Origin of the sequence: Zobellia laminariae (assembly GCF_030553095.1) — a bacterium.
Lineage (GTDB): Bacteria > Bacteroidota > Bacteroidia > Flavobacteriales > Flavobacteriaceae > Zobellia > Zobellia laminariae.
Map to the genome: position 1 here is coordinate 3925532 of NZ_CP130738.1, position 19424 is coordinate 3944955.

The following is a 19424-nucleotide window of genomic DNA, read 5'->3' on the forward strand; positions in this document are numbered from 1 at the left end:
ATTTTCAATTACGTGTATAATAAACGCTTATTGAAGTTGTTTGGTGAGTAAAAGTCTTTCTAGTAAATTCTTGGTGCTTAACCCCAAATATAGTAGCTTCATGCCTATTTTAAAGAGCAGAAATACCATACTATGATTACAGGAAAAAACTATATTGGAAATGAGCTTTCATCTATTGGAAGTGATACATATAAAACCTTTGACCCAAAACTTAATTTGGAAACGGAGTGGACTTTTTATGAGGCCACAAAGGAAGAAATAGATAAGGCTGTGGGTAAAGCCCATGAAGCTTTTCAGACTTATAAAAAGTTTTCAGGTGCTAAGAAAGCAGAATTTTTAGAAGCTATAGCCGAAGAAATTGAGGCGCTAGGTGATGAATTAATTCAGGCATATTGTAAAGAGTCTGGATTGCCAGAAGGCAGAGCTGTTGGCGAGCGTGGCCGTACTATGGGGCAGTTGCGGGCTTTTGCTCAATTGCTAAAAGAAGGCTCATGGGTAGAGGCTACGATAGATACGGCCCAACCGGATAGACAGCCAATGGCTAAAACAGATTTACGTAAAATGTTGCTTCCTATTGGCCCTATAGCTGTTTTTGGTTCAAGTAATTTTCCCTTTGCATTTTCTACTGCTGGTGGTGATACAGCTAGTGCTTTGGCTTCCGGTTGTTCGGTAATTGTAAAAAGTCACCCTATGCATGCTGGTACTGGGGAACTGGTTTCTTCGGCAGTAATTAAAGCGGCGGAACGCACGGGTATGCCAGACGGTATTTTCTCTAATTTGAATAGTAGCGGTATAGAAGTAGGGCAACAATTGGTGCTTCATCCTAAAGTTAAAGGAGTAGGGTTCACCGGTAGTATCAAAGGTGGTACGGCTCTTTATAAATTGGCAAACGAACGAAAAGAACCTATTCCGGTTTTTGCCGAGATGGGTAGCATAAACCCTGTGGTAGTTTTACCTTCCGCTTTGCGTGATAAAGGTTTGGATTGGGCTAAACAATATGCCAGTTCAGTTATGATGGGTGCTGGTCAATTCTGTACTAACCCAGGATTAATTTTGGGTATAAAAAGTACATCGCTAGATGTCTTCATAAACGCTTTAGGTGAGGAAATAGATAAATTGGAACCTTCTTGTATGTTGCATCCAAACATTTATAACAACTACGAAAAAGGTAAAAAAGAGCTTTCAGGTCAAGGTGGTGCTGATGTTGTTGCGGAATATGAAAAGGCAGTAGCGCCAAATTATGCAAAACAAAAAGTGCTTACCGTTAATGGGGCTAATTTTTTAAAGAACCCTAAACTACACCAAGAAGTATTCGGACCATTTTCTATTGTGGTAAGATGTGCCGATGCAAAAGAGATGACAGAAGTTTTGAACCGTTTGGAAGGGCAATTAACAGGTACAGTTCTTGGAAACCCTGACGAATTAAAAACATACAGTTCAGCAGTAGACGCTTTACAAGGAAGAGTTGGAAGATTAATTTTTAACGGTGTTCCTACCGGAGTAGAAGTTTGTCCTTCCATGCAACATGGCGGACCTTTTCCTGCCAGTACAGATAGCCGTTTTACTTCGGTTGGAGTATCTGCTGTGAAGCGTTGGGTTAGACCTGTTTCTTTTCAGAATTGGCCACAAGAACTACTTCCTGAAGAATTGCAAAATGGGAATCCGCTGGCGATAATGCGAATTGTTGACAGTGTGCATACCAATAAAAAAATTGAGTAAGATTAGAACATGTAGCACTATTTGAACTATGGCGACGAGTATTTTCACCTGTATTGATGCCCACACCTGTGGAAACCCGGTAAGGGTAGTAGCTAAGGGAGGACCTGAACTTACAGGAACATCCATGAGTGAAAAACGTCAGCATTTTCTTAAAGAATACGATTGGATTCGTAAAGGATTAATGTTCGAGCCTCGTGGTCATGATATGATGAGTGGTAGCATTTTTTATCCGCCAGCAAATCCTGAAAATGATTTTGGTATTCTTTTTATAGAAACCAGTGGGTGTCTGCCTATGTGTGGTCACGGTACTATTGGAGCGATAACTATAGGTATTGAAGAAGGGTTGCTAAAACCGAAAAAGGCGGGTAAAATACGAATGGAAACGCCAGCCGGTCTGGTGAAAATCAGCTATCAGCAAACAGGTGAAAAGGTAGATTGGGTAAAGTTGACGAATGTAAAATCATATTTGGCCGCTACGGATTTAACGATTGAAAGTTCTGATTTAGGTGAATTGGTATTTGATGTTTCTTATGGCGGTAATTTTTATGCCATAATAGACCCACAGTCAAATTTTTCAGGTATTCAAGATTTTTCTGCAGGAAAGTTGGTTCAGTTGAGTCAAGAAATCCGTGATAAAATAAATTTAAAATATCCCAATGCATTCGTCCACCCGGAGGATGAAACCATTAATAGCGTAAGTCATATTTTGTGGACAGGAGATACTATTTCTCCCGAAGCAACCGCTCGTAATGCTGTTTTTTATGGAGATAAGGCAATAGATAGATCGCCGTGCGGCACGGGAACTTCTGCGAGAATGGCACAATGGTATGCCAAAGGAAAACTGAAAATAGGAGAGGAGTTCATTCACGAAAGCTTCATAGGATCAAAATTTATAGGTAGGGTAGAAGAAGAAACTCTTTTAGATGGCAAGAAAGCTATTTACCCTAGCATTCAAGGTTGGGCCAGAATATACGGTCATAATACCATTACCATTGATGATGACGACCCTTATGCACATGGCTTTCAGGTTATATAATACAGAGACAAGAATTGAGTAAAAAAATAATCATAGTAGGAGGAGGAATTGTGGGACTTAGTGCTGCATATTTTCTTAGTAAGGAGGGTCATGATGTTACCGTTATAGATAAATCTGATATTACATCTGGAGCTTCGTTTGTAAATGCAGGTTACATTACGCCTAGTCACATTATTCCACTGGCATCGCCTTGGCATGATTGCCAAGGGTATTAAGATGATGTTTAATTCTGCTAGTCCTTTTTATATGAAACCTAGATGGGATACTGAGTTTTTTAAATGGTCATGGTATTTTCATAAATCATCTACCAAAGAAAAAGTGGCTAAAGCTATTCCCGTTATTAAAGACATTAATGTTCTGAGTAGAGAACTTTTTGGTGATATAAAAGCTTCGGGTGATTTAGGTGATTTTCAATTGGAGCGTAAAGGGTTGTTGATGCTTTATAAAACCCAAGAAGCTTATCTTCATGAGAAAGATGTGGCAAATAAAGCCAGTTTTCTGGGCCTTGAAGTACAGGAACTAGATCAGAAACAATTGGCAAAGCTAGAACCGGAGGTCGCTATAGATGCAAAAGGAGCTATTCACTATGAATGTGATGCACACTCTACGCCAACTCAGTTTATGCCTAAAATAGTAGCTTATCTAAAAAGCGCAGGAGTTAAGATTAGAACGAATGAAGAAGTGCTGGATTTAGAAGCAAAAGGAAATCGGATTCAGGAGATTAAAACTTCCAAAACTAATTATACTGCAGATGAAGTAATACTTGCAGCCGGCTCATGGAGTGGACAAATTGCTAAAAAAATTAAGATGGATTTGCCTCTGCAAGGAGGTAAAGGCTATAGTATAAATGTTGCAAGGCCAACAGGAATAACCATTCCTGCTATTCTTATGGAGTCTAAAATGGCAGTTACGCCAATGGATGGTTTTACACGGTTTGCCGGTACTATGGAGTTTTCCGGCAACAATGATTTTGTTAGAAAAGAACGGGTTATGGCTATTGCCAACGGAGCAAAAAACTTTTATCCTACCGTAGATATAAACGCAAATGAAATTGCGAGTGTAAAAACCGGTTTACGACCAGTTTCGCCAGACGGACTTCCTTATATTGGGCGGTCTTCCAAATGGTCTAATTTGACTTTCGCAACCGGGCATGCTATGATGGGATGGAGTTTAGGACCAGCTACTGGTAAATTGGTTTCCGAAATAATAGACGAGAGAAAAGTATCCATGAATATCGATGCCTTTTCTCCCGATAGAAGGTTTTAGAAGATTATTTCCTTTCTATAAGATCCCAAAGGTTGCCGTATAAGTCTTTAAATACTACTACGGTTCCGTATGGTTCTTCGCGAGGGTCTTCATTAAATTCTACACCTTGGTCTTTCATTTTTTTATAATCTCGCCAAAAATCATCGGTGTGTAGAAATAGAAAAACACGACCACCAGTTTGGTTTCCTATAGCTTTTCGCTGTTCATCATTCGTAGCTTCAGCTAGTAAAAGCGATAATCCGTTTAGACTAGGAGGAGATACCGTAACCCACCTTTTATTATCATCTAATTGAATGTTGTCTACCAATTTAAAGCCTAACTTTCTAGAGTAGAAAGCAATGGCTTCATCATAATCTTTAACTACCAGGGTTACTTGTGCTATAGCTTGATTCATATAAAATCTTTAAATTTTACTTGCTTAATATCTGCCCATTCCTCTTTTAGGATTCCGTAACAGCATGAACTTCTTCTAAAATCACTTTTTGTGATGACATTTTTTCTGAGGATTCCCTCTAAACTTGCGCCTAATTTTTCTACGGCTTTTCTAGACCGTATGTTGCGCTCATCAATTCGGAATTCAACTTTCTCAAAACCCATCTTTTCAAATGCATAGCTTAGCATTAAAAATTTCATTTGATGGTTAAAACCCGTGCCACGGGTGGCTTGAGAAATCCATGTCCAGCCAATATGTAATACCATGTTCTTTTGATCAATATTACCAAAACGAGTGCTTCCTACACATTCATTGGTCGTCCTATTATAAATAGTGAAAGGAATAGATTTTTCTTGCTTTGCTTCAGTTAAAGCCGTCTCTATATAGTTCTCTAATTTATCAATTGTAGAAACATCATTAGAACCATATTGATAGAGGTCTACTTGTTGGGCAATCGGCCAGAGTTCTTTGGTATGTTCTTTTTTTAAAGGAACGAGCTTCACCAATTCATTTTCTAAAATAAACGCTGTGTTCATTATACCAGGTTTTGGATGAGTTCTTTTTTTATTTCGTGACCGCCTTCAAAGAAAATTTGTTCTGCTTTTCCTCCAAACAGATGTTCTATTTTTTTTGATTCGGTTTCCCGTCTCTCTTTAGTTATATACTCATCCGTGTCCCCAACCAATGTAGTCACTTTAGTGTTGTTGTCTTTTAAGAAATCAAAGTCAGATACTTTTAATTCATTGGGAATACCTCCAGCATAAAGCACTAATTGGTTGCACTTAATCTTTCTTTGAGCCACCCATCTTGTGGCAATCGAAACTCCTTGTGAGTACCCAAGAACTATAAAATTACACTTTTCCGGAAACTTTTGTGCGGCATACACAGCATCTAGATAGGCCAAAACATTTTGTGTTTCTTGTTCTGTAGCTTCTTTGGTAAGCCAACTGGCTCCAACGCGCCTATACGAATTGTTTAAATAATATTTTGATGGTGCTTGAGGTGCAATAATATAGTTTTCTTCAGGCGGCAGTTCATCAAAATATCTCAAGAAATATCGACTTAAATAGCCAATGCCATGCAGTACAATCCAAACGTTTTTAGTTTGACTTGTGAGCGGGTTTAAGGTAGCATAGCTATTTGTAGTGGTGTAAGACACCGTATTTTCAGAATAATTCATAGAACAAAAATCTCTATAAAAGTAATGGCTTTTATTGATGACGTAATGCTTAATTTTGAAAAAAATAGTAGATATGGACGCCTACAAGGAAAAAATACTGAAGGTTTGCAATGAATCTTCAAAAAACACATTGATGGAGACCCTACAAATTGAATATGTGGATGTGGGTGAAGATTTTTTGGTCGGAAAGATGCCGGTAAACTCACGAGTTCACCAACCAGATGGAGTTTTACACGGTGGAGCAATGGTTGCCTTAGCGGAAAGTATAGGTAGTATGGCGTCATATATTTTTCTTGATGCACAGCAATTTTCCATACGTGGTATTGAAATTTCAGCCAACCATGTTAAAGGTGTTCGTGATGGCGATGTGTTTGCAAAAGCTACTATTTTGCATAAAGGAAGAACTACCCAGCTGTGGGAAATTAAAATTACCAATGAAGAAGGTAAACTGGTCTCGTTCTGTAAATTGACCACAATAGCTTTACCAAAGAAAAAATAATGCCCTTGGATTTTTTTCAAAAAATTGAATCTCACCTAGAGAATAAATTACCTTTTGTAGCTTATCGTAAACCTAATGAGGAAGGCGTTACTGCCATTTTTCAGGAAGATGAAGAGTTGCATCACCTTAATGACTATTCAGAAACAGGATTTGTTTTTGCTCCGTTTGATTCAGATAGAGCTGCCGTACTTTTGAAATTGGACGAAATTGTTAGTCTTGCTCATTTCCCAGAAGAAGCTAATGCGCCATCACAAGACATTGAGATAGGAATAGACACAAAACAGAAGGATTTTCATCTGGAGTTGGTAAAGAAAGGTATTGCCGAAATCAAGGCGGGAAGTTTTGATAAAGTAGTGCTTTCAAGAGGTATACAGCTTAAAACAGATGCTTCTCCTTTAGTTTTATTCCAGACCCTCTTGCATGAATATAAGACTGCATTTTGTTATTTGTGGTATCATCCAAAGGTAGGGATGTGGCTTGGGGCAACTCCCGAAATTCTATTGACCATGCACAATAGAAAACTTACGACAATGTCTTTAGCAGGCACTCAAAATTACGGTAATGATGAAGACCCTACATGGGGCAACAAAGAGCTGGAAGAACAACAATTGGTAACGAATTACATTCTTAAAGCTTTGGATGGTAAGGTTTCGGACATTGAAAGAATGCCAACGGAAACTGTTAGAGCCGGCTCATTAATGCATCTTAGAACCAAAATATCAGGTAACGCAAAACAAGAAAAACTTGGAGAGGTTGTAAAAGCACTTCATCCAACACCTGCCGTTTGCGGTATGCCCAAAGAGAAAACAAAGGCATTTATTCTAAAGGAAGAGAATTATGACCGTGAGTTTTATACCGGTTTTTTAGGCGAATTGAATTTTAAGACGGAAAGGAACAGAAATAATCGCCCAAGGAATACGGAGAATAATGTGTACCGTTCTATTTCTAAAAACACCACGCTTTTTGTGAATTTGCGCTGTATGCAATTAAAGGAAGATAATCTGCAGATTTATGTTGGTGGGGGAATTACTAAAGATTCAGACCCTGAAAAAGAGTGGAACGAGACGGTCGCTAAGAGTAAGACTATGCTAAAGGTGATAATGGCAACAGAGTAATTTAAACAAGATTGGTTTAAGAAATACAACCGTTGTATTTTTGTAACTCATGAGATACTCTAGCATACCCTCCGCCCAATTAATAGTGCAACACTGCAAGGCGAAAAAGATAAAAAATATAGTGATTTCCCACAGGGTCGCGAAATGCACCTCTGACGATTGATTTTAGTGAAGACCCTTATTTTAATTGTTTTAGCATTGTAGATGAACGCAGTGCTGCTTTTTTCGCATTGGGTATAGCACAGCAATTACATGAGCCCGTTGCCGTGGTATGTACTTCAGGAAGTGCTTTATTGAATTATTATCCCGCGGTGGCAGAAGCATTTTACAGTGGTATTCCGCTAGTTGTAATTTCTGCAGATCGGCCAGTTTATAAAATTGATGTTGGCGACGGGCAGACTATAAGACAGGATAATGTTTTTGATAGGCATATTGGTTATTCGGCTAATTTAAAACAGGATGTTTCTCACGCTGTAAAAAGAGTAGAGAAATATAAGCCTGAGTGGTTATCCGAGGAAAATAAAGATGCTGCACAGCAAGAAATACAAGATTATAATGATAGTGAACTGAATACCGCACTTAACGTGGCATTGCAGATTAAGTTACCGGTACATATAAATGTTCCTTTTGAAGAACCCCTTTATGACACCACTACGGAACCTTCTGTAAAAGCGCTTATTGTTCCTGTAAGAGATAAAGAAGCACTAGATATTTCAGATTTACAGAACTATGTCAATATTTGGAATGCTTCCTCAAAAAAGATAGTATTAGTGGGGGTAAACCCGCCTAATGAAGTAGAACAAAAATTCTTAGATCAACTGGCAACAGACCCATCTGTGATAGTTTTAACGGAAACTACATCTAACCTTCATCATCCAAATTTCTTTACGAGTATAGATAGTATTATTGCGCCCATTGAGAAAAGTGAGGAATCTAGTATATTGTTTCAAAAGTTAAGACCTCAAGTGTTATTGACCTTTGGAGGCCTTATTGTATCAAAAAAAATAAAGGCATTTTTACGGGAGTACAAACCAGAGCATCATTGGCATATTGATGAGCTTAAGGCATTCAACACTTTCTTTTCATTAACACATCACTTTAGGACTGGCGTAAACAGCTTTTTTGCTGATTTCATGAATCAAATAGAACCTCAAAGCAGTGATTATTTTAATTATTGGAATAAAATTCGATTACAATATGAAATAAAACGAGAGGATTATATGAAGCAAATTCCGTTCTCGGATATGTTAGCTTTTTATAATATATTGAAATCAATTCCTGAAAATCACCACGTGCAACTGGCTAATAGTTCTACGGTGCGTTATGCTCAACTATTTAATTTAGACCCTAGTTTAGAAATTTTTTGTAATAGAGGAACTAGTGGTATTGACGGGAGTACATCTACTGCAGTTGGATCTGCATTTTATGCTAAAACTCCTACGTTATTAATTACGGGCGACATCAGTTTTTTCTACGATAGCAATGGTCTTTGGAACAATTATATCCGTCCAGATTTTAGAATAATTATTATAAATAATGATGGCGGAGGCATTTTTAGAATCTTACCAGGTCAGGAAGAAACTGAAAATTTCGCTACTTTTTTTGAAACTGCTCATGAGAAAAATGTTGAACACTTAAGTGCTCAATTTGGCTTTGAATATATGTTAGTAAATGGGGTAACTAGTCTGAATGACAGGCTCAAAGATTTTTACAAAAAATCCGACAAACCAAAAATTTTGGAGGTCCATACACCAAGATTTATAAACAACAAAATTTTGCTCGGTTATTTTGATTTTATATCTTCGAGGGAATTAACATAAACCATTAACATTTTCAACACTAACTATTATGAGTAAAAGAGACGATTTGATTGTAAAGTATGCTGCAGACATTAAGGACAAATTTGGAGAAGCTCCAGATATGGATCTTCTGACAAAAGTAACTGTGGGCCTAGGTCCAGCAATCTACAATATCGATGCTTCTAAAGTTTCAGGTTCTGATGATAAAGAGCTAGAAACCGTGAAGAAAAATTATTTAATGAAAAAGTTGGGTATGTCTGACGACCCAAAATTAATGGAGGCTGTGAAGTCTGTAGTAGAAAAGTATGGTTCTTCTAACAGAAACAAGCATAGAGCAGTAATCTATTATATGCTTTGTAAGCACTTCAAAAAAGCTGCTGTTTATAACAAGTAAGATTTTCAAAATGTAATTTAGACCGTTTGCTTTATAGCAGACGGTTTTTTTATACCCAAATTTTAAAGTTACTTTTGTAGTATGATTGAACTGGGAAATTATAACGAGTTAGAAGTACTTAGAGATACTAGTGTTGGGCTCTTTTTAGGGAGTAATACAGGTACAGAAATTCTATTGCCAAATAAGTATGTGCCAAAGGTTATTGATATTGGCGATATGATAAAGGTTTTCTGTTACTTAGATCACGAGGAAAGGCCTGTAGCCACTACGTTAACCCCTCATGTTATTAGAAATAAATTCGGATTTTTACAAGTTGCAGAAGTAAACAAAATTGGGGCTTTTTTAGACTGGGGTCTTGAGAAACATTTACTTGTTCCGTTCAGTGAGCAAAGAGACAAGATGAAAGAAGGGCAGTGGTACGTGGTACGCTGTTATATGGACGAAGTTTCTTTTAGGCTGGTTGGGTCAAATAAATTAGATAAGTTTATAAGTAATGATGAACTTACGGTTCGTGAACGTGAAGAAGTAGAATTACTTTTTACACGCTTAACAGATCTAGGTTGGGAAGTCATAATAAATGATGAACACAAAGGATTGGTGTATTCTAATGAAATCTACAAACATGTAGCCGTTGGTGATAGAACCAAGGGGTACATTAAGAATATTCGTCCAGATAATAAGTTAGATGTTTCATTGCAGCCCATTGGCGAGAAATTACTTGAACCGGCTGCAGAAGCAATATATAAAAAGTTAATGGCCCATGGTGGGTACTTGGCACTTCACGATAAATCCGATCCTGCACTTATTAAGCAAGAGCTGCAAATGAGTAAAAAAACCTTTAAGAAAGGTGTGGGTACACTGTATAAAGAAAGAAAAATTGAGATTAAGGATGATGGCTTACATGCTATCTAATTAAAAGCGAGGCTCTTTTGGAAATGCAATAGTAGATTAATCGATGAACGGAATGTTTTTAACATCGTAAATATTAATCTATACCACAGAATATGGTAATTTTGCAACATTCCGGGAGTGCATTTCATCGATCTTTCGGTATTTTGGTTAACTTTAACAGTGTAACCTCGAAAAAATAATTATATGCCATTTATAGAAGAAAGCGACTTACTAGAGTTGCACAAAGATATAGACAAGGCGCAAATTATAAATGAACGTCTTCTTGATCAGATAAAGTTCAAGAATAAGGAACTTAGAAAGAAAAAGTTCAACGTAATTTGCTTGCTGGTGTAACGGCTTTGTTTCTTATTGGCGGTCTAACTGTTTTTTCTTTTACAGCGGGAAGAAGTGTTTCTAACAATTTTGAAAGTCCTAGTAATTTATTGGTTTCTATAGATAGCTTAGATGCTATTAAATCTAGAATAGACAATTTAAAGCAACAGAACGAAGAGTTAAGTTTGGTGCGAGAATTTTATTTGGCTAAAGAATTTTTAGAGAAAGAAAAAATTTATTCAGTACAGATAAAGTCATTTGTAGATAACAATATGACACTTGCTTCTGAAGCGCTTACCAACACCATTTTTGTAAAAACCAATCCATTTTATTCATATTCATTAGGCAATTTCGAAACTTTGGAAGAAGCTCAGAAATTTCGCGAACAATTAGTAGACCTTGGTTTTCAAGATGCTTTTGTTGCATCCTATAAAGAAGGAAAAAGAATTCAGATTGAATCCCCTCAGTAGTTTTGACAAATATTAAAGCTTGGATAAGTGCGGCTAGGTTAAGAACACTACCACTATCCGTTTCAGGAATTGTGGTAGGTACGGCTTTAGCTAATTTATACGGCTTTGAAGATACGGTGGTATTTGTTTTAGCACTGTTTACAACAATTGGTTTTCAAGTGACCTCTAATTTTGCCAATGATTACGGCGATGGAGTAAAAGGTACGGATAACGAAGAAAGAATAGGTCCCGAAAGAGCACTCCAAAGTGGAAGTATTTCAAGACGGGAATTGAAGGAAGGAATAATTTTTTCCATAATTATAGATTTTATTTTAGTCATCGCTCTTGTATATTTTGCATTCGGATTTGATAACATGATGTATCCTATGTTATTTGTAATTCTAGGTGCGGCAAGTATTTGGGCAGCAATAAAATATACAATAGGAGATTCAGCCTACGGTTATAGAGGATTGGGAGATGTATTTGTTTTTCTTTTCTTTGGTTTGTTAGCCGTTATGGGGTCTATGGTTCTTTATACAAAGCAACTTAATGCCATATCAATATTACCAGCGGTAGCCATTGGTTTGTTAAGTGTAGGAGTTTTAAATCTCAATAATTTGAGAGACTATGAATCAGATAAAAAAGTAAATAAAAATACGCTCATTGTTTTTATAGGTTTTCAAAACGGTAAAATTTATCACTACGCATTATTGATAATTGCGTTTCTAAGTATTCTGGTGTTTTCAGTATTGAATTTACAAGGATGGCGAATTTTTTTACCTTTAATTTCCTTTGTACCTATTTTCTTGCACATGAAAAGGGTATACGCAACAAATAAAAATAATGAAATAGATCCTGAGCTGAAGAAGTTAGCGTTAAGTACCTTTCTTTTGTCCGTACTGATGTACATCAGTTGTAATAATTTTTTGTAAATTTAGAATATGAACCTACTAAATAACAACCATTTTGGAACAACCAATTAGAATTCTAATCGTAGAGGATAACGTAATCATTGCCGATGATATGCAATCTATGCTCGAAGAAATAGGGTATGAGATTGTAGACAATGTTATTGTCTATGAGCAAGCTGTAGAAGTTTTAAAAACACAACATGTTGACCTTGTTTTGATTGACATTATTTTAGCTTCCGATAAAACAGGAATTGACTTGGGTAGACATATTCGTGAGAACTATGATATACCTTTCATCTTTGTGACTTCTAACTCAGATAGGGCTACGGTAGAAAATGCTAAAATGGTTAAGCCAAACGGGTATCTAGTAAAGCCTTTTGAGCAACAAGATTTGTATACATCTATTGAAATAGCACTTTCTAATTTCACTAGATCAGATGAGTCTGCCGCTGCAGTTGTAGAGAACCATAAGATGTTCCTATGTCCAATACGGTTTTGAAAGATTCTATTTTTGTTAAAAAGCAACACTTGTATTATCGCATCCAGTTTAGCGATATTCGCTTCATCAAAGCGGATAATGTATATCTGGAAGTAAATACGGTTGATAAGAAATTTTTGGTTCGTTCTCCGTTAAAGGATTATTTAGAAAAACTACCTAAAAATAAGTTCTACAGAGCGCATAAGTCTTACATCGTAAATGTAGATCACATTGATGCTATTAACTCAAAAGACATCATGATAAAAGATACATTAATACCTATTTCAAAAGATTTTAAAGAGTTCATAATCTCGGCAATGAATTCATAGGAAATAAAATTTAAAAGTATTAAAAAGGGGAACATTTATAATGTTCCCCTTTTTTTATTCTCTAAAAGTAGCGTTCACCACAACTTTTGGGGGTTTCACAACATTATTTTCCTTTTTTACCCATAAAACAATAGTTTGGTAATGTATTACAAAGATGATATGTACAAAAGCAAATAAGAATTTTCATTTTCATATAGTGTTCTCGTAAAGGAGCCTACTCTCACAAGATTAGGTTCCTTTTTAATTTAAAGAATTTGGTAATACAACTACATTTTAAAACTATAGAGCAAGTCAGATAAACGGAAGTTGCAAAAAGTAAATACATAAAAGTTCAAACCACAACTAAATGTACTTTCACAACAATGGTGATTGGTTCTTTATATGCATGTGTTATTTTTACATTTGTAAAAACAGCTTAAAATAAGGAGATTAGATGAGTATGCTGCACTTATTTTAAGCGGTTCTTAAAATAGATTATTTTGTTACAGTCCTTTTTTCTAACTTTATAAGTAAATGGACTAAATAACCAATTAAATAGTTTAGCTTAGATAAGACCTTATTTTGATAAAATGTTGTTTTTGTGAGTGTTAAGATAAGAATACTATAGGCTAATAGAGTAACCTAGTATGAACAGGGCAAAATGTTTTTTGATTTTGTTTCATTTAGATATATGAACAACATTTACTATAAAAATACCATTTTTATTTGGGCAATTTTTTTTCTGTCTGTCGTTGCATCGGCGCAAAAAGAAAAAGATAAAGAAGAAAATTTGTTTCAACAGTTTCAGGATTTTGAAACCCCAGATGAAAAACTCACCTTCTTTTTTAATGCTCAAGATTTATATAGGGAAACTTCCACCTATGATTGGTTAGATCTGGTTAATCTTTATCTAAATGCCGCAATAAAAGATGAAGACTCTGCAGAAATAGAACGTTATAAACTTATTCAAGCCCGGATTTATTATGATTTAGGTGATTATGATAAGAGTTTGGCCATTTCCAAAGAACTTTACGCAGAGAAAGAAGATCTAGATATTTATCTAAAGTCTAAGTTATTAGATATAATGGACGACAATTATGGTCAGTTGACCATGTATACGGAGCAAATTGAAATTCGTAAAGAGCAGAGAGAGCTAGGAATAAATGAGAATGTTGCTTTTTACGATATCTATGCGAATTTAGGCATGTACAGAAAGGCAATGGAACATTATATAGATAATGTTAAAAAAACCATTGAAGAGAATGACTTTTATGCCCAAGCAGAATATTACAATAATTTGGGTAACTATTTAAGACTAGATGAGTCTGCACCAACGGCTTTAAGTCACTACAAAAAAGCTAAAGGGTACATAGATGTTTATATGAACCTTATTACAAGAAAAAAATCTGAAGAAGAAATAGAGCAGGCAAATCTTTTAAGAGGAATTATTGAAGGGAATATAGGTAAGTGTCATGTAGACCTGAAGCAGTATAAAGAGGCTATACCACATCTAGAAAGTGCTATTAACACCCTTAAAAAATACAAAACCAAAGATTTATCCTCTGAAATAACAGAAAATAGTTTGGCTATTAGCGAATGTTATCTTCAATTGGAAGATTATGGAAAAGCTACGGATTTTCTGAGTGACAATCTTGAAACAAAAACAACTAAGAACTTGTTGCGTAAGAACAGGCTTTTTGCTTTGTATTATGATAGGACTGAAGATTACAAGAATGCTTCAATTTATCTAAAGAAAAATATTCGTGTAAGAGATTCTGTTTTGGATAATCAATCAGAATTGAGAAAACAGCAGTTAGCCACCGTAATGGGGCAAGACCTTGCTGTATCTCAGACCATGTTAGCTGAGCAGAAGCTTGCGTTAGAAAAGTCTCGTGTGGATATGATGGCGAAAGAAAGGAATATAAACTTGGTTCTTATTTCACTATTGTTCACTTTGGTAGGATTTGCCGGATTGGTTTATGCTTATCTAAAAAGTATTAAAAACCAACGTCTAATTGCAGAACAGAAGTATATTATTGAAAATGCACTTGTAGAAAAAGATTCACTTTTAAAAGAGATTCACCACAGGGTAAAGAATAACCTTCAGATGGTTTCCAGTCTGTTGAGTTTACAGACCAAAAATACTAGAAGTAAGGCCGCTATTGAAGCGTTGGAAGAAGGTAAGAGTAGAGTGAAAGCCATGGCTTTGATTCACCAGAAATTATATCAAAACGAAGATCTTTCAGTTATTGAAATGCAGAGTTATATAGAGAGTTTGATTAATAGTGTGCAATCTGTCTATAAAAAAGGAGGGCACAATATAAACATCACAGTAGATGCAGAAGGCGTTGAACTAGATATTGATAGAGCTATTCCATTTGGTTTAATGCTGAATGAACTCGTTTCAAACTCCTTTAAATATGCTTTTCCTGATGATGATGAAAATGGTAAGATCTATATCCATATTCGTAAAATTGGTGAAAAAGAAGGATATTTTGAATATTCTGATAATGGTATTGGTTTGCCAGAAGATACAGATGAAAGAGCCAATTCATCTATGGGTATTAGATTAATGAACCGTTTGGCGAATCAGTTACAGACTACTTTAAACATTGATAAAACTGCCGAAGACGGTGTGCGGTATTGGTTCAATTTTAGCTAAATTTTTATCTTTTTGCTGTATTTCTTAATACAATTCTATGTAATAATTTAGGGAAGAATCGTTTAAGATAAATTCCTAAAACTTCCTTACCACCCATATAGGCTTCAAACTTTTCTTTTTCTATAGCCTTTATCATTTTTCTCGCAAAATCCGTTGTGGTTAAACCGTTAGCATTGTCCACATCTTCATGACCTCTAGCGCTACCATCTCCAACTAAAGCATTTTTAGCAATATTTGTTTGAACAAATCCCGGAGCAACGAGAGTTACATCAATACCATCTTTTTCATGTTCCATACGTAGGACATCAAAAAAGCCATGAAGCGCGTGTTTTGATCCACAATATCCAGAACGTATGGGCGAGCCAAATTTTCCCATAAGACTAGTTACCGTTGCAAAATGGCCATGTTGCTGCTCAATAAAATAGGGCAGAATGGCTTTTGTAAGCGCTACAGTTCCTAAGTAATTAATATCTACAAGTTTTTTGTAGACATCAAAATCCGTATCAATGATATACGAACGCTGGCTAATACCTGCATTATTAATTAAAACATCTACAGAACCAAAAGCAGCAATGGCCTCCTTGGCTTTTGAAGGCATTAAGTCGTATTGAGTAATGTCTAAGGGAAGTATTTTTACAGCATCAGGGTATTGGCAACTATTTTTCACCCTTTCTAGAGCTTCTGTTTTTCTGGAGCTTAATATCAGTTTACATCCTTTTTTATTCAATTCGTAAGACAACGCTTCGCCAATTCCTGAAGAGGCTCCGGTAATCCAAACAGTTTTGTTGTTTATGCTAGCCATTTAGGGTATTTAAGAGGTAAAATATAGCTAAATTTGAAGCTAATTATGCAAGCAACCTATAAAAAATACATTTTAAACTTTAAGCGTCCCAGCGGAACTTCGCGTGGGGTGCTAACTCAGAAAGAGACCTTGGTTTGTTATTCTCGACAAAAACGGAAAGCAAGGAATAGGAGAATGTGGTATTTTAAGGGGGTTGAGTATTGATGATGTTGAAGGTTATGAGGATAAGATAAAATGGACTTGTGAAAACATCCATCTAGGTAAAGATGCCCTTTGGGAAGCTTTAATGGAATTTCCTAGTCTACAATTTGGTGTAGAACAGGCATTTTTGTCTCTTTCTGCGGACAATCCGTTTCTATTATATCCATCAAAATTTATTACGGAGCAGCTGCCAATAGCTATTAACGGGCTCATTTGGATGGGTTCAGAAGCATTTATGCACGAGCAAATAGCTCAAAAGTTAACAGAAGGCTTCCGGTGTATTAAAATGAAAATAGGCGCAATAGATTTTGATACGGAAATCAAACTTCTGTCATCTATCAGAAAAAAATATGATGCGTCAAAAATAGAATTACGGGTAGATGCTAATGGTGCTTTCACACCTGAGGATGCTTTACGTAAACTAGAGGTGTTAAGCCAATTTTCACTTCATTCCATAGAACAGCCTATTAAGCAAGGGCAACACACCGCTATGCATAAATTATGTGCAACAACTCCATTGCCCATAGCCTTAGATGAAGAATTAATAGGAGTTTTTGGTGTAACAAAAAAAGAGAAATTGCTACAAACCATAAACCCACAGTATATTATTCTTAAGCCTAGTTTAGTAGGAGGTTATAAAGGATGTGAGGAATGGGTAAAAATTGCACAAAAAATGAATATAGGCTGGTGGATTACCAGTGCGCTTGAAAGTAACGTAGGGTTAAGTGCTATCGCACAATGGACCTACACATTGCAAAATCCAATGCCTCAAGGTTTAGGTACAGGAAGTCTGTATACAAATAATTTTGAATCTCCATTGGCTGTTCAAAATGGGCAGTTATTTTATATGAGCGACAAAAATTGGAAGAACAATTTAATTAATGATTTATGTATATAGCACAGGCCTATAAAGGTTTAAGTGATTCTTGGAGGTATGTTTTAGGGCTTTTAGTTGTATTTGTCTTCTGGCAGGTAATAGGTGGTATTCCTTTGATTGCTGCACTTTTGGTTGAAGCAGATTCTCTTGAAGTTTTAGGGTCTGGTGATATGGGGGTTATGGCAGATATTTTGGGGGCAAATACATTGCTTTTTTATATGCTATTGACCTTTGCTATTGGGTTAATAAGTCTTTTTGCCTATGTAAAAATAGTTCATAAGCAGACGATTACCGCGTTAACAACATCGCGAAGGAAAATCGATTTTAAAAGAATCTTTTTTGCTTTTGCTATTTGGGCGCTGATTTCGGCTGCATTTATCTTTGTTGGTATAGCTCTGGCCCCTGAAGATTATGAGTTCAACTTTAAAGTAGGGCCTTTCGTAATTTTAGCTATCATCTCTATTTTGATGATGCCTATACAGACTAGTATGGAAGAGTATTATATGAGAGGGTATATGATGCAAGGGTTGGGAGTTATCGCAAAAAACCGTTGGTTGCCTTTAATGGTTACTTCGTTACTTTTTGGACTTATGCATATTTTTAATCCAGAGGTTACTAAATTAGGCTATGGTATTTTAATCTTTTATATAGGTACTGGATTTTTTCTTGGTATTATTACGTTGATGGACGAAGGATTGGAATTGGCCTTGGGTTTTCATGCGGCAAATAACATAATCTCAGCACTTTTGGTGACGGCGGACTGGACGGCTTTTCAAACCGATTCTTTATACCGTGATGTTTCAGACCCGGTTTTGGGATGGGATGTTTTGGTTCCCGTATTTGTTGTTTACCCCATATTACTTTACACCTTCTCTAAGAAGTACAATTGGTCTGATTGGAAAGACCGACTTACAGGAGATGTGCCTTCCGAAGAAACATTTTTAGCGCTACAAAATGACAACTCTGACTTACAAAGACCTTCATAGGCAATTTAAACTAAATGGGCGCTCTTATTCAAAAGTAGAGCTCAAAGAGGTGGCCTACAGTTTGGTGAAGGAGGGCGAGGAGTATGAAAGAGCGATAGGTGATTTTCTTATAGATTGGTTGAACGATAAATCAACTATAACAGTACGTACTTCTGGCTCTACGGGAGAACCTAAGGCCATTATGTTGCAAAAGCAACAAATGGTTAATTCTGCGATTGCAACTGGTGATTTCTTTGAGCTTCAGCCTAGTGATAGAGCCTTATTGTGTCTTTCTGCTGGTTTTATAGCTGGTAAGATGATGTTGGTGAGAGCAATGGTTTTAGGGCTTGCAATAGATTGTGTGTCTCCATCATCAAATCCTTTGACGGCAACTACGGGTGACTATGATTTTGTAGCCATGGTTCCTTTGCAATTTAGAAACTCACTGAATGAGTTGGACGGCGTAAAGAAACTTATTGTTGGTGGCGCACCAGTTTCTTATACATTGAAAAAAGAATTTTTGAATGCCAGTCAGAGAACGAATGTTTATGAAACCTATGGTATGACAGAGACCATAACCCATATAGCCGTAAAGCCACTTTTAGGGGAATTGATTGTATCGGATATAGATTTGGATGTTTTCTCAATTTTAGCCATTGTAAAAATTACCATGGATGAAAGAGGTTGCTTAGTGATTGACGCACCATTGGTTTCCGATGAAATAATTTACACCAATGATATTGTAGAGTTACTTTCCGACAAACAGTTTAAATGGTTAGGTCGTTTTGATAATATTATAAATTCCGGAGGTGTAAAATTGTTCCCAGAACAAATAGAGGCAAAGCTAGCATCAGTAATGGATGATCGTTTTTTTGTAACCGGACTACCAGATGAAAAATTAGGTCAAAGGCTGGTTTTGATTGTTGAAGGAATCCAAGAAGCACCTGTACTTCAAGAGAAAATAGAAGAACTCACTTCCCTCAATAAATACGAAATACCAAAGCAAATTTTGATGGTAGATAGCTTTGTAGAAACTGCAAGTGGTAAAATACAAAGAAAGGCAACCTTAGATAAGATTACCTTTTAGTTTCTTCAATTTTAATATT

Annotated in this window: 18 protein-coding genes and 3 pseudogenes; 17 read left to right on the forward strand and 4 right to left on the reverse strand. The window is 36.1% G+C overall.

Annotation, left to right across the window (positions count from 1 at the left end; all coding sequences use genetic code 11):
• The first annotated feature begins 132 nt into the window (after positions 1-132).
• Genes Q5W13_RS18805 through Q5W13_RS18815 form a run of 4 tightly spaced genes read left to right on the forward strand, consistent with a single transcriptional unit; the run spans position 133 to position 4021 of the window.
• Positions 133-1719, forward strand: a complete 1587-nt coding sequence (locus Q5W13_RS18805) for an aldehyde dehydrogenase (NADP(+)) (protein WP_304444071.1) — start codon at positions 133-135, stop codon at positions 1717-1719.
• A gap of 28 nt (positions 1720-1747) precedes the next feature.
• Complete coding sequence (locus Q5W13_RS18810) at positions 1748-2755, forward strand: 4-hydroxyproline epimerase (RefSeq protein ID WP_304444072.1); 1008 nt, start codon at positions 1748-1750, stop codon at positions 2753-2755.
• Positions 2756-2769: 14 nt separating this feature from the next.
• On the forward strand, positions 2770-2970 hold the full coding sequence (locus Q5W13_RS25330) for an FAD-dependent oxidoreductase (protein WP_368662314.1): 201 nt from the start codon (positions 2770-2772) through the stop codon (positions 2968-2970).
• Positions 2971-3001: 31 nt separating this feature from the next.
• Positions 3002-4021 (forward strand): NAD(P)/FAD-dependent oxidoreductase, encoded by a 1020-nt coding sequence (locus Q5W13_RS18815; protein ID WP_368662315.1) that lies wholly within the window; start codon positions 3002-3004, stop codon positions 4019-4021.
• Positions 4022-4025: 4 nt separating this feature from the next.
• Here the strand turns inward: Q5W13_RS18815 and Q5W13_RS18820 are convergent, their stop codons facing one another.
• The 3 genes from Q5W13_RS18820 to Q5W13_RS18830 are packed head-to-tail and all read right to left on the reverse strand — an operon-like array spanning position 4026 to position 5634.
• Positions 4026-4415 carry a VOC family protein gene (locus Q5W13_RS18820; protein WP_304444073.1) on the reverse strand — a complete coding sequence of 130 codons (390 nt, stop codon included), beginning with the start codon at positions 4413-4415 and terminating at the stop codon, positions 4026-4028.
• Entirely contained in the window at positions 4412-4990 is a 579-nt protein-coding gene (locus Q5W13_RS18825) for a GNAT family N-acetyltransferase (RefSeq protein WP_304444074.1), read from the reverse strand. The genes Q5W13_RS18820 and Q5W13_RS18825 overlap by 4 nt, the downstream gene beginning before the upstream one ends.
• The gene (locus tag Q5W13_RS18830) at positions 4990-5634 is read right to left on the reverse strand and encodes an alpha/beta hydrolase (RefSeq protein WP_304444075.1); all 645 of its coding nucleotides are present in this window, start codon (positions 5632-5634) and stop codon (positions 4990-4992) included. Before Q5W13_RS18830 ends, Q5W13_RS18825 begins: the two co-directional genes overlap by 1 nt.
• A gap of 73 nt (positions 5635-5707) precedes the next feature.
• Here Q5W13_RS18830 and Q5W13_RS18835 point away from each other — a divergent pair, with 73 nt between their 5' ends.
• From Q5W13_RS18835 to Q5W13_RS18880, 10 genes and pseudogenes are all read left to right on the forward strand, one after another.
• Positions 5708-6133 (forward strand): PaaI family thioesterase, encoded by a 426-nt coding sequence (locus Q5W13_RS18835; RefSeq protein WP_155596141.1) that lies wholly within the window; start codon positions 5708-5710, stop codon positions 6131-6133.
• A complete protein-coding gene (locus tag Q5W13_RS18840; RefSeq protein WP_304444076.1) occupies positions 6133-7248 on the forward strand; it encodes a chorismate-binding protein in 1116 nt (371 codons plus the stop codon). The genes Q5W13_RS18835 and Q5W13_RS18840 overlap by 1 nt, the downstream gene beginning before the upstream one ends.
• Positions 7249-7297: 49 nt before the next feature.
• Positions 7298-9068, forward strand: a pseudogene (gene menD, locus Q5W13_RS18845) (2-succinyl-5-enolpyruvyl-6-hydroxy-3-cyclohexene-1-carboxylic-acid synthase).
• 28 nt (positions 9069-9096) lie between these two features.
• Positions 9097-9441: a DUF2853 family protein gene (locus Q5W13_RS18850; protein ID WP_155596144.1), complete on the forward strand. Its 345-nt coding sequence runs from the start codon at positions 9097-9099 to the stop codon at positions 9439-9441.
• An 81-nt stretch (positions 9442-9522) separates the two neighbouring features.
• Positions 9523-10353: a CvfB family protein gene (locus Q5W13_RS18855; protein WP_304444077.1), complete on the forward strand. Its 831-nt coding sequence runs from the start codon at positions 9523-9525 to the stop codon at positions 10351-10353.
• Positions 10354-10536: 183 nt separating this feature from the next.
• Positions 10537-10686 carry a hypothetical protein gene (locus tag Q5W13_RS25335; RefSeq protein WP_368662316.1) on the forward strand — a complete coding sequence of 50 codons (150 nt, stop codon included), beginning with the start codon at positions 10537-10539 and terminating at the stop codon, positions 10684-10686.
• On the forward strand, positions 10671-11135 hold the full coding sequence (locus tag Q5W13_RS18860) for an SPOR domain-containing protein (protein WP_368662317.1): 465 nt from the start codon (positions 10671-10673) through the stop codon (positions 11133-11135). Before Q5W13_RS25335 ends, Q5W13_RS18860 begins: the two co-directional genes overlap by 16 nt.
• A 2-nt stretch (positions 11136-11137) precedes the next feature.
• Positions 11138-12046, forward strand: coding sequence for a 1,4-dihydroxy-2-naphthoate octaprenyltransferase (gene menA, locus Q5W13_RS18865; protein ID WP_155596147.1), 909 nt, complete (start codon positions 11138-11140; stop codon positions 12044-12046).
• A gap of 34 nt (positions 12047-12080) precedes the next feature.
• Positions 12081-12832, forward strand: a pseudogene (locus tag Q5W13_RS25340) (LytR/AlgR family response regulator transcription factor).
• A gap of 670 nt (positions 12833-13502) precedes the next feature.
• On the forward strand, positions 13503-15473 hold the full coding sequence (locus tag Q5W13_RS18880; protein WP_304444080.1) for a sensor histidine kinase: 1971 nt from the start codon (positions 13503-13505) through the stop codon (positions 15471-15473).
• 4 nt (positions 15474-15477) lie between these two features.
• On the opposite strand, the gene Q5W13_RS18885 is transcribed toward Q5W13_RS18880, so the two are convergent.
• A complete protein-coding gene (locus Q5W13_RS18885; protein WP_304444081.1) occupies positions 15478-16275 on the reverse strand; it encodes an SDR family oxidoreductase in 798 nt (265 codons plus the stop codon).
• Between the two features lie 45 nt (positions 16276-16320).
• Between Q5W13_RS18885 and Q5W13_RS18890 the strand changes: the two are divergent.
• The 3 genes and pseudogenes from Q5W13_RS18890 (at position 16321) to Q5W13_RS18900 (ending at position 19405) form a co-directional block, all read left to right on the forward strand.
• A pseudogene (locus tag Q5W13_RS18890) lies at positions 16321-17374 on the forward strand (o-succinylbenzoate synthase).
• Entirely contained in the window at positions 17365-18339 is a 975-nt protein-coding gene (locus tag Q5W13_RS18895; protein WP_304444082.1) for a CPBP family intramembrane glutamic endopeptidase, read from the forward strand. Before Q5W13_RS18890 ends, Q5W13_RS18895 begins: the two are co-directional and overlap by 10 nt.
• Positions 18308-19405: an AMP-binding protein gene (locus Q5W13_RS18900; protein WP_304444083.1), complete on the forward strand. Its 1098-nt coding sequence runs from the start codon at positions 18308-18310 to the stop codon at positions 19403-19405. Before Q5W13_RS18895 ends, Q5W13_RS18900 begins: the two co-directional genes overlap by 32 nt.
• Positions 19406-19424: the final 19 nt, after the last annotated feature.

Coding starts and splice junctions, on each gene's coding strand:
- Q5W13_RS18805 (WP_304444071.1), top strand. CDS start 133: ATGATTACAGGAAAAAACTATATTGGAAATGAGCTTTCATCTATTGGA.
- Q5W13_RS18810 (WP_304444072.1), top strand. CDS start 1,748: ATGGCGACGAGTATTTTCACCTGTATTGATGCCCACACCTGTGGAAAC.
- Q5W13_RS18815 (WP_368662315.1), top strand. CDS start 3,002: ATGAAACCTAGATGGGATACTGAGTTTTTTAAATGGTCATGGTATTTT.
- Q5W13_RS18820 (WP_304444073.1), bottom strand. CDS start 4,415: ATGAATCAAGCTATAGCACAAGTAACCCTGGTAGTTAAAGATTATGAT.
- Q5W13_RS18825 (WP_304444074.1), bottom strand. CDS start 4,990: ATGAACACAGCGTTTATTTTAGAAAATGAATTGGTGAAGCTCGTTCCT.
- Q5W13_RS18830 (WP_304444075.1), bottom strand. CDS start 5,634: ATGAATTATTCTGAAAATACGGTGTCTTACACCACTACAAATAGCTAT.
- Q5W13_RS18835 (WP_155596141.1), top strand. CDS start 5,708: ATGGACGCCTACAAGGAAAAAATACTGAAGGTTTGCAATGAATCTTCA.
- Q5W13_RS18840 (WP_304444076.1), top strand. CDS start 6,133: ATGCCCTTGGATTTTTTTCAAAAAATTGAATCTCACCTAGAGAATAAA.
- Q5W13_RS18850 (WP_155596144.1), top strand. CDS start 9,097: ATGAGTAAAAGAGACGATTTGATTGTAAAGTATGCTGCAGACATTAAG.
- Q5W13_RS18855 (WP_304444077.1), top strand. CDS start 9,523: ATGATTGAACTGGGAAATTATAACGAGTTAGAAGTACTTAGAGATACT.
- Q5W13_RS25335 (WP_368662316.1), top strand. CDS start 10,537: ATGCCATTTATAGAAGAAAGCGACTTACTAGAGTTGCACAAAGATATA.
- Q5W13_RS18880 (WP_304444080.1), top strand. CDS start 13,503: ATGAACAACATTTACTATAAAAATACCATTTTTATTTGGGCAATTTTT.
- Q5W13_RS18885 (WP_304444081.1), bottom strand. CDS start 16,275: ATGGCTAGCATAAACAACAAAACTGTTTGGATTACCGGAGCCTCTTCA.
- Q5W13_RS18895 (WP_304444082.1), top strand. CDS start 17,365: ATGTATATAGCACAGGCCTATAAAGGTTTAAGTGATTCTTGGAGGTAT.
- Q5W13_RS18900 (WP_304444083.1), top strand. CDS start 18,308: ATGACAACTCTGACTTACAAAGACCTTCATAGGCAATTTAAACTAAAT.